This window comes from Bacteroidetes Order II. bacterium (assembly GCA_016788705.1).
GTDB lineage: Bacteria > Bacteroidota > Rhodothermia > Rhodothermales > UBA2364 > UBA2364.
This window is the reverse complement of the sequence record JAEUSQ010000014.1, coordinates 109,193-118,008: the sequence shown is the minus strand read 5'-3', so window position 1 is coordinate 118,008 and position 8,816 is coordinate 109,193. Positions and strand designations below refer to the sequence as shown.

8 protein-coding genes are annotated in these 8,816 nt (G+C 46.9%); all 8 read right to left on the bottom strand.

The annotated features are described in order from the left end of the window. Nucleotides 1-445: 445 nt before the first annotated feature. The 8 genes from accC to JNN12_02710 all read right to left on the bottom strand — a co-directional run bounded on the left by accC (nucleotide 446) and on the right by JNN12_02710 (nucleotide 8,786). Nucleotides 446-1,981, bottom strand: coding sequence for an acetyl-CoA carboxylase biotin carboxylase subunit (gene accC / locus JNN12_02745; protein ID MBL7977232.1), 1,536 nt, complete (start codon nucleotides 1,979-1,981; stop codon nucleotides 446-448). 626 nt (nucleotides 1,982-2,607) lie between these two features. Continuing rightward, nucleotides 2,608-2,952 carry a DUF4377 domain-containing protein gene (locus tag JNN12_02740; GenBank protein ID MBL7977231.1) on the bottom strand — a complete coding sequence of 115 codons (345 nt, stop codon included), beginning with the start codon at nucleotides 2,950-2,952 and terminating at the stop codon, nucleotides 2,608-2,610. 93 nt (nucleotides 2,953-3,045) lie between these two features. Beyond that, nucleotides 3,046-4,338, bottom strand: a complete 1,293-nt coding sequence (locus JNN12_02735; protein ID MBL7977230.1) for a 4-hydroxy-3-methylbut-2-enyl diphosphate reductase — start codon at nucleotides 4,336-4,338, stop codon at nucleotides 3,046-3,048. 252 nt (nucleotides 4,339-4,590) lie between these two features. Next, the gene (locus JNN12_02730) at nucleotides 4,591-5,079 is read right to left on the bottom strand and encodes an isoprenylcysteine carboxylmethyltransferase family protein (GenBank protein MBL7977229.1); all 489 of its coding nucleotides are present in this window, start codon (nucleotides 5,077-5,079) and stop codon (nucleotides 4,591-4,593) included. 292 nt (nucleotides 5,080-5,371) lie between these two features. Further along, entirely contained in the window at nucleotides 5,372-6,397 is a 1,026-nt protein-coding gene (locus JNN12_02725; protein ID MBL7977228.1) for an HPr kinase/phosphorylase, read from the bottom strand. Beyond that, nucleotides 6,397-7,392, bottom strand: coding sequence for a MoxR family ATPase (locus tag JNN12_02720; protein ID MBL7977227.1), 996 nt, complete (start codon nucleotides 7,390-7,392; stop codon nucleotides 6,397-6,399). Before JNN12_02720 ends, JNN12_02725 begins: the two co-directional genes overlap by 1 nt. A gap of 117 nt (nucleotides 7,393-7,509) precedes the next feature. After that, on the bottom strand, nucleotides 7,510-8,370 hold the full coding sequence (locus JNN12_02715; GenBank protein ID MBL7977226.1) for an SGNH/GDSL hydrolase family protein: 861 nt from the start codon (nucleotides 8,368-8,370) through the stop codon (nucleotides 7,510-7,512). Nucleotides 8,371-8,489: 119 nt separating this feature from the next. Next, entirely contained in the window at nucleotides 8,490-8,786 is a 297-nt protein-coding gene (locus JNN12_02710; GenBank protein MBL7977225.1) for a 4a-hydroxytetrahydrobiopterin dehydratase, read from the bottom strand. Nucleotides 8,787-8,816 lie beyond the last annotated feature (30 nt).

The following is an 8,816-nucleotide window of genomic DNA, read 5'->3' as shown; positions in this document are numbered from 1 at the left end:
CAAGTTAGGCATGAAGGGTTTTTAAGTGCCAAGTGCCAAGTACGTCGCTCTCGCGAAAACGGGAATCCATTTTGTAAAATGCTTAACATAAACTAATTGGCACAGCGTACTTAATAGAAGCTAATTTTGTCTATGTACTTATCAATTAAGGTGGCGAATTTAAATAAACAACAGCCCACAACATTGCATTTGTGACAAGGTGGGCAAAAGTGCCAAATTGAAACTTTTGTGCTTTCTATGGGCTTTTGTGCGTGTGAAAACGATAGTGCTACCAAACCCGCGCTGCACAAATGTTTTTCCGTCGGTTGCAAGATTAAAAGACAGACGACGATCGCGTTTGCACGAAAACAATGGAGACACCATTTAAGTTGGTGTTCCTCCTCAAAAAAAACTCCGGATCCTTAAATGGGCCCGGAGTTTCTAAGAGAATTTGGGTTTTGTTTCTTTATTGTTTGCGACGTAGCCCCCAAGGCGAAACGAAGGCATCTATAAAAATAGATGCTCCGGTGGTACTGGTAGTAGTAGCTGTTGCCGATTTTTCTTTTCCGGCCACCCCTTGTCCGCCACTACGCATCAGAACGGCGGCTACAGCAGCGGCCTCGTCCATTCCGGCATCATCCAATGCCAATTCTTTGGGTGTAAAATAAAGCGGTACAAAGTGCGTATCGAAGTTCCCAGAGGTGAAGGCATCGTGTTGCATCACAAACTGGCAGAACGGAATGGTGGTTTGGACCCCCACGATTTCGTACTCGCGCAAGGCACGACGCATTGCACGGATGGCAGCAGAGCGGGTTTTGCCCCATGTGCAGAGTTTTGAAATCATCGGATCGTAGTAAATCTGTACGTCCATTCCTTCCGCAATCCCTGCATCCACCCGCACGTTTGGACCACTCGGTGCTTGGTGACGGTCTAAATGCCCTGGATCTGGCAAGAAGTTATTTGTCGGGTCTTCGGCATAAACCCGACACTCTACGGCATGTCCATTGATGTGTAGGTCTTCTTGTGTATAGCCTAATTCTTCGCCCTCGGCCACCCGGATTTGTTCCGCCACCAAATCTATTCCGGTAATCATTTCAGAGACAGGATGTTCTACCTGAAGACGGGTATTCATCTCCATGAAGTAGAAATTGCGGTTTTTATCCACCAAGAATTCCACCGTTCCGGTTCCCACATAGCCACACGCTTTGGCTGTTTTAATGGCCGCCTCGCCCATTTGTGCCCTCATCTCTGGCGTTAGAATGGAGGAGGGGGCTTCTTCTACCACTTTTTGGTGACGGCGTTGGATGGAGCATTCCCGCTCGAAGAGATGAACCACATTTCCGTGCTGGTCTGCCAATACCTGAAACTCGATGTGTCGTGGCTCTACAATGTATTTCTCTACATATACACGAGCATCGCCAAAAGCAGACAGCGCTTCGGACTGAGCCGATTGCATGGCATTCTCGAAATCTTCCACCGCGTGTACGATTCGCATCCCTTTGCCACCGCCACCCGCCGAGGCTTTAACCAATACAGGGAAGCCTATGGAAACGGCAATCTGTTTGGCCTCTTCTACGTCGTCAATAGAGTCCGTGGTTCCAGGAGCCATAGGTACATTGGCTTCTTTCATTAACAAACGGGAGGTAACTTTATCACCCATTGCCTCAATGGCTCCGGTGGGTGGGCCGATAAAAATGATGCCTTCCTCCGCACACCGGCGTGCAAAAGTGGCGTTTTCGGAAAGAAATCCATAGCCGGGATGAACCGCATCTGCACCAGAGACTTGTGCCACTTCCAAAATTTTATCCATTACCAAATACGACTGGTTGGATGGAGCCGGGCCAATCAGGTAGGCTTCGTCCGCCATCTGCACATGCAGCGCCGTTCGATCGGGCTCGCTATATACAGCTACGGATTGTATTCCCAATTCTCTACAGGTACGAATGACCCGACAAGCAATTTCGCCACGGTTTGCGATAAGTATTTTTTTGATCTTTGGCATAGGAGGGGGCTTTGTGCGTCGCAATATTGTACTGACAATATCGGAACGGAAAGTGATTAAACAATGTTTAGAGAGGGGCAGGAGGAGCAAAATTACAACATTGATTTGGCCCGAATTTGTTTTACGAATTAATTCAGCGTGGAATTTTGGGCAGTTAAGTTTGAAAGATTGAAGTAGTTATGGCGAAGACAGATGGTCTATTTAGCTCCGAAGCCGTGGTCTTGGTACTTCGGAGTTCTCTATTTCGGGCGTTTTCTGGTCAGGCTGACGATCCACAAGAGCCTGAAGTCGTAGTTCCTTTAGCCATAAGCGGTCCTGAAAATTTTTTTTAAAGGTACCAAACGGGGGAATATGCAAAAAGTACCGATCTTTATTCGTGACATTCGGAGCGGCCTTTCCTGTCAACACCTCGTAAAATACAATGGCTTTGGTATAAGGCTTGGCAAGTTCGACCGTCTCTTTCTGTAGTGCCTCTATTTTAGCGATAGTAAATACAATCTGTATGCAGATTAATTCTTAGCTGTTTATGTAAATAACAAAGTAGCAGTATGTCAGGTTGGCTTGTTGCAAAAAAAGCGACTCCAAACCATGTCTGGAGTCGCTTCTACAATAAAAAAAGGCCAAAATCATTGCAAAGGTTCTTTTTGGATAATCTTTCGTAAGGACCACATATAAGAACTTGCATCTTCGGGTGGGTGTTTAAGGGTTTCCCGTTTTACGTCTAAGGTGTACAGATATCCGGGCTGAAACTGGAACCCCAAAATGGTATCATAGAAATACGTCCATTCTTCCGAGGTTTTTTCGCGGACGAGGAGGCATTTTTGTGACCCCACGCCCACACAATCCACCTGTTGCGGGCCTACATACAGGGTTTTCCGAACCGAAGAAAAGGGCTTTACATGTGGGTTTTCCATCGAGTCGCAACCGAAAAAGCCCCATAAAGCAATCAACAAGAAAACGTTATACCGCATTTTTTGTGAGTCTATAATTGGGATGATTATAGCCAAACTACACCCAAACGCCCATTAATGCCCAAATACAAGCTTGCCCTAAAAACGTAGCCTTCAGTTTTGAGGCAATAAATTATGCTTGAGCGACTCCAGCACGTCTTCGTCTGAGCGGGCATCCGGAAACCAGCTCACGATTTTACGAAGGACTTCTTCCAACAGCGAGTCGGGGCAAGAAGCTCCGGCAGTCAGTATAATATCTAACGGGCGTTTGTTTGGGAACCAAGAGTGGGTTTGAATGCGTTTACCGGATGCATATATGAAGTGAGAAATTTCAGTGGAGGAGGCAATCTCATCGGCATGGGAGATGAAATAGGTGGGCATCACCTCTTCACATAGTTCTACTAAGTGGCTTGTGTTAGAGGAATTATAACCTCCCACCACAATGGCCAAGTCTCCACCGTCGTCTATCAATGCGCGGGTTGCACTTTGGTTTTCGTTAGTAGCATAGCAAAGCGTGTCGCTTGTATCGGCAAAATGCGTTTGAAGAGATGCTGTGCCATACCGCAGTTCCACCGCCTGACGAAGCAAATCCACAATAGCTTGGGTTTCGGTGGCCAACATGGTTGTTTGGTTTACCACGCCTATGTGTTGAAGGTCTTTTTGTGGATCAAACCCTTCGGAATACCGATCTGCAAAGGTCTGATAGAAGAAGGCGGTATCGCGTTCACCTCGGATGACCTCTGCCAATAATTGCGCTTCTTCGAGGTCTCGTACCACCACCACGGGCGAGGTTTCTTTGGCCCGCGAGAAGGTCGCCCGTGTTTCTTCGTGGTATCGTTTTCCATGCACCACAATAGTATATCCATTTTGTCCGATCTGGGCACTTCGCTTCCAAACTTTCATTACAAACGGGCAGGTGGTATCATATTGCTGCACATCTACCCCCCTTTTTTGAAGCACTTGTTCTACCTCCAATGAGGCGCCAAATGCAGGGATGATGACAATATCATGCGGTGTAAGTGATTCGAAAGGAATCCGTTGTTCCCCTGTCGTAGAACGTAAAAACCGTACCCCTCGTGCCTTTAAATCTTCATTCACTTGTTGGTTATGGATCATCTCCGAGAGCAAAAAAATCTGCTTCCCTTTATTCTCTTCTATTGCCCGATATGCGATATCTACCGCTTGTTCCACGCCAAAACAAAAACCGAAATGGCGGGCAATTTTGAAGCGGACTGGGCCATAGTCTAAAACAGCCGGCCTAAGGTCGCGCTTGCGCGGATCCATCACTTTTTGCACCTCTTTTACGGTGGAAATAACGGTGCTTTTGTAAAAAACAGGAACGTCGAAGGTGCGTGCCATCTTCTGACTCCTTAGCTTTTGCTTGTGCTGTTGCGTACTAAAGCCCATATTGCTGCTCAAAAGGGGTTACAAATTGCGCGTAAGTCGTACATGAACGCCATCCCGCATAATTTGATGCAACCAGATTTCTCCTAATTCTTAAACTCACGCTTTCTTAGAAGTTTCGCAAATCTAAAGGCTTAGGGTAATGGACAAAAAGTATTTGGGCAGACAGGGCCATCACTGATTCATTCATAAACGCCTGAATCATGAAAACTGTCCAACCGTTCATAGATAAATTATGACGTTTAGACGCAGAATTTACCACAACAATGGGATCATCCGGTGTGGGGTTTTGAGACGATAGGCTGCATAATCCGGATATTTTTGCTCCAAGAACACTTCTTCACTGGCAGACTTCATCCGGAAAAACACCAGAAGCATACCCACCACAAGCGCTGCTTCCGGATTCTGAACCCATAAAGCTACGCCCAAGCCTGAGAGGATAATGGATCCATAGATAGGGTGACGCACCCAAGTATAAACGCCGTGAGACACCAAACGACCATGTTCCAAAGGCACCGGAAAAGCTGTTAAGCTTTTGCCCAATGTCCAAAACGCCGAGATGCCCATTAAAATGCCAATAAGCATAAAAAGAACACCCAAAAACGGCAACAACCACCCTGCATCCAACACATGCGTTGCCCGATGAAATGGCCTAAAGAGAACCCATCCATAAAGTGCAAAGAGCAAGCCTTGGCCAATAAGCCACTGACCGCCGCGTGATCGGAAGGTAGAAGTGTTTGGCATTTTTGTCATCAATCAAACGTACTTTGATTCCGTCTAAAGGAAAATACTAACTATATATTGGCCATTTTTTAGAATAAAGCCCAAAATTTATTTATCACCCTCAAATACGTTGTAAAGATGGGTATTTACTTCGTGTATCGCTTCGCTCGGCTCGACTACGTTCAATGCCCGGAAAGTTGATTATTTTGAGTTCTCCTTAATTTTTGGCCAACATAAGACTAAAGAAATGATTTTTTATACCGATAAGGAATCCCTCTTTTTACGGACATCACCAACGCCAGACAGAAGGTATTTATTCAAAATCATGTCCAAAATACTCAATACCCCGTGTAGCATCTGGGCCTTTCTGGCGGATCCGTTCTTGCAAGCGCTCCTGAAATACAACTGCAGGATCGTAGCCATAGTACCGCAAGAGGTGGTTCATGGCAATGACCTCACACAGTACAGTCATGTTTTTTCCTGGAATGATGGGCAGTTTAACGAGCGGCAACGAGACGCCTAAAAACGCCTTATGTTCATCTACCATTCCGAGGCGGGTGTACTCTTTCTCCGGGTCCCACGCTTGCAAGTCCACTACCACTTCCACCCGTTTATGAAACCGGATAGCCCGTACCCCAAACATCGCCCGTACATCAATCAAGCCCAAGCCACGGATTTCCATAAAATGCTGCACCAAATCGGTTCCCGAACCGATAAGTACATTTCCTTCGCGGTGCGTCAACACCACCACGTCGTCTGCGACCAAGCGATGCCCCCGCTCAATCAGATCCAGCGCCACCTCGCTTTTACCAATACCACTTTTGCCAGTGAGCAACAGCCCAATGCCATATACATCCATTAAGGAACCATGCACGGTTTGCTGCTCCGCAAATTGATCTGCCAGAAAGTCGTGTAGGACTGATACAAATTCTGCTGTTGGCTTAGGTGTCCGGAAGATGGGAATATTTTTCTGAGCCGCCTCCCACACCAGATCATCGGGCATACGGTTGTTGTCTGTCAGAAAAAGACATGGTATAGGGAATGAAATGAGTGTCTGGAAAGCTTTTTTACGCGCCTCTGGTGATAAACTTTCCAAGTAATAACATTCTGTATTACCCAAAATCTGCACCCGTTGATCGGAGAACTTCGCCGTAAACCCAGTCAATACCAAACCAGGGCGGTTGGAGATGGGCTGAGAAATTTGATTCTCCGCCGCACCTGCACCCGAAACGGTAATGAGTTCCAGGCCTCCACCACGCAATTCCTGAAGTTGCTTGACAAGAAAAGCGACTGTAATGGAAGATTTGCACAGGATGCGGGAAGAACGGATCATGGGCATTAGGGGACTTCGATGGTGTCTAATATTTTTTGGATGACCATTTCCGGCGTCACTTCCTCGGCTTCGGCCTCATAACCTGTTATAACCCGATGGCGCAATACGTCCATTGCAATGGCACGCACGTCTTCAGGGGTTACATAAGCCCGGTGACGTAGGAAGGCATGGGCACGCGCAGCAAGGTTGAGGTTGATGGTGGCACGTGGAGAGGCTCCAAAATCTATGTATTGCTCTATATCACGCAGACGATACCTCAGTGGCTCACGGGTAGCCATCACCAAATCCACAATATATTGCTCCACCTTTTCATCTATATACAAGCCATTAATCACCTGACGGGCACGCATAATTTGTTCGGCATGTACAACGGGTTGGATATGCTCCTTTTCACCCGTTCGGGCCATTCGGCGCATGATTTCCAATTCCTCGGTGCGCGTAGGATACCCCACCTTTATCTTCATCATAAACCTATCCACTTGTGCTTCAGGAAGCGGATAGGTACCTTCTTGTTCAATCGGATTTTGGGTGGCCAGTACCAAAAAAGGCTGTTCTAATTGAAAAGTGGTTTCTCCAATGGTTACCTGACGCTCTTGCATGGCCTCTAAGAGGGCGGATTGCACTTTGGCGGGTGTCCGGTTGATTTCATCGGCCAGAACGATATTGGCAAAAATGGGACCTTGTTTGATAAAGAAATCACCTGCTTTTTGGTTATACACCAACGTCCCGATCAAGTCGGCAGGCAATAAATCTGGCGTAAACTGTATCCGCTGAAATTTCGTACCAATGGCTTTTGCAAGGGTACTCACGGTGAGGGTTTTCGCAAGTCCGGGAACGCCTTCGAGCAGAACATGGCCATCAGCCAACAGCCCGATCAAGAGACGTTCTATCATATATTGTTGCCCCACCACCACGCGGTGAACGCTTTCTAATAAGGTATCCACAAAGTGGCTTTCTTGGGCCACTTGTGCGTTCGCAGCCTGCAAATCAAAAAAACTCATGTTGTTATACGAATGTTCGGAGGTAAACGGTTCGGATGATGCGTAAGGTAAGCCACGCAACTCATTTTGAAACCGTAGAAAGCATAGAATATACAAAGGGCCAAACGGCTTTTGAAATCAAATCTGCACCTTGTGGATTCGGATGTCCGTCTGGGACCTCCCAAAACGAGGGACGAGGTTTTCGAAACCGCCAAACGTATCGAGAAGAATCGGCGAAGGGCACCCAGTGTGCTCGAAAAAAAGTAGGAGCAACGGCCAAAAAGGCTTTATTGGCTCTACCGGATTGTTCACCTCGTCAAACCAGCCTGTTGAGCACACCCAAAATGGAATTTTACGGGTATCGGCCCAAGTTTTCATGCGGGTAAACAGCATTTTTCCTAACTGCACGCCCTGCCGGACTGTTTCGGGGCTTGGCTGTGCAACCTCTGGCGCTTTCACCGCCCTCTTTAAAAATACATTACGCACCAGCCGTAAAACGTGGCTATGGGTGATGGCGGCATTGTAAAGTTCACCTCCAGCAAAAAATCGTTTGTACCATACCACCGGGTTAGACTGTCTCACCAATTTATGGTATGGGCGCTCCGAAAAGCGTATAAGCGTACTACTCAGGCTACGGTGAATATCATCGTTATTATAAATCACCAGAACCGCATCTGGTTTTATACGATCGCCCATATTTTCTAAAAAAACCATTTGGTCTGCCGTACCCCAGCCTCCTGTTCCTGCATTCAAAAAGTGGATTTTACCGTTTCCAAAATGACGATCCGCCTGTTGCTGAAGCTTAGAAATAAAGGTTTCGTGCGCATGTAAGAGCCAACCAAGTGTGTAGGAATCACCTAAAACCAAGACTTCAAAGGCTTTGGGCCGACGATCCGTTTCGCGAAGGTGAAAAGGTTTAAAATGATACTGCACGGTACGTCCAAACATTTCGTCTATGGTTGCACCTTGCGAGCGGTTTACTTTAGAGCCATCAGCCAAAATTTCGAACTTCGGCCCAAAAAGTGTCTGAGGAAAAAACAATCGAACGAATCCCTCAGCCAATAGCAAGGACAGCCCACACGATGCTATGAGGACGACAACATTTTTAAGCCATTGCATCATTTAAATTCCGACAATGCTGCTTCGATTTTGTGGGCTAAAGTCAGGTCTAAATCCGTTACTTGATTTCCGGCATCATGTGTACGAAGGGTAATTTCCACTCGATTCCAAACATTAAACCATTCAGGGTGATGGTTGAGCGTCTCCGCCTCGAAGGAAAGCCGTACCATCGCGGATATAGCAGCACGGAAATTTGCAAAATGAAAGGTTTTTTTTAGGGCGCGATCTTCCAACCGCCAACCGGGCAATTGTGCCAAGGCGGCTGCGTACCCTTCGGGTGCAAGAGGAGTGGGCATAGATTTGAACGATTGGGTAGATAAATAGGA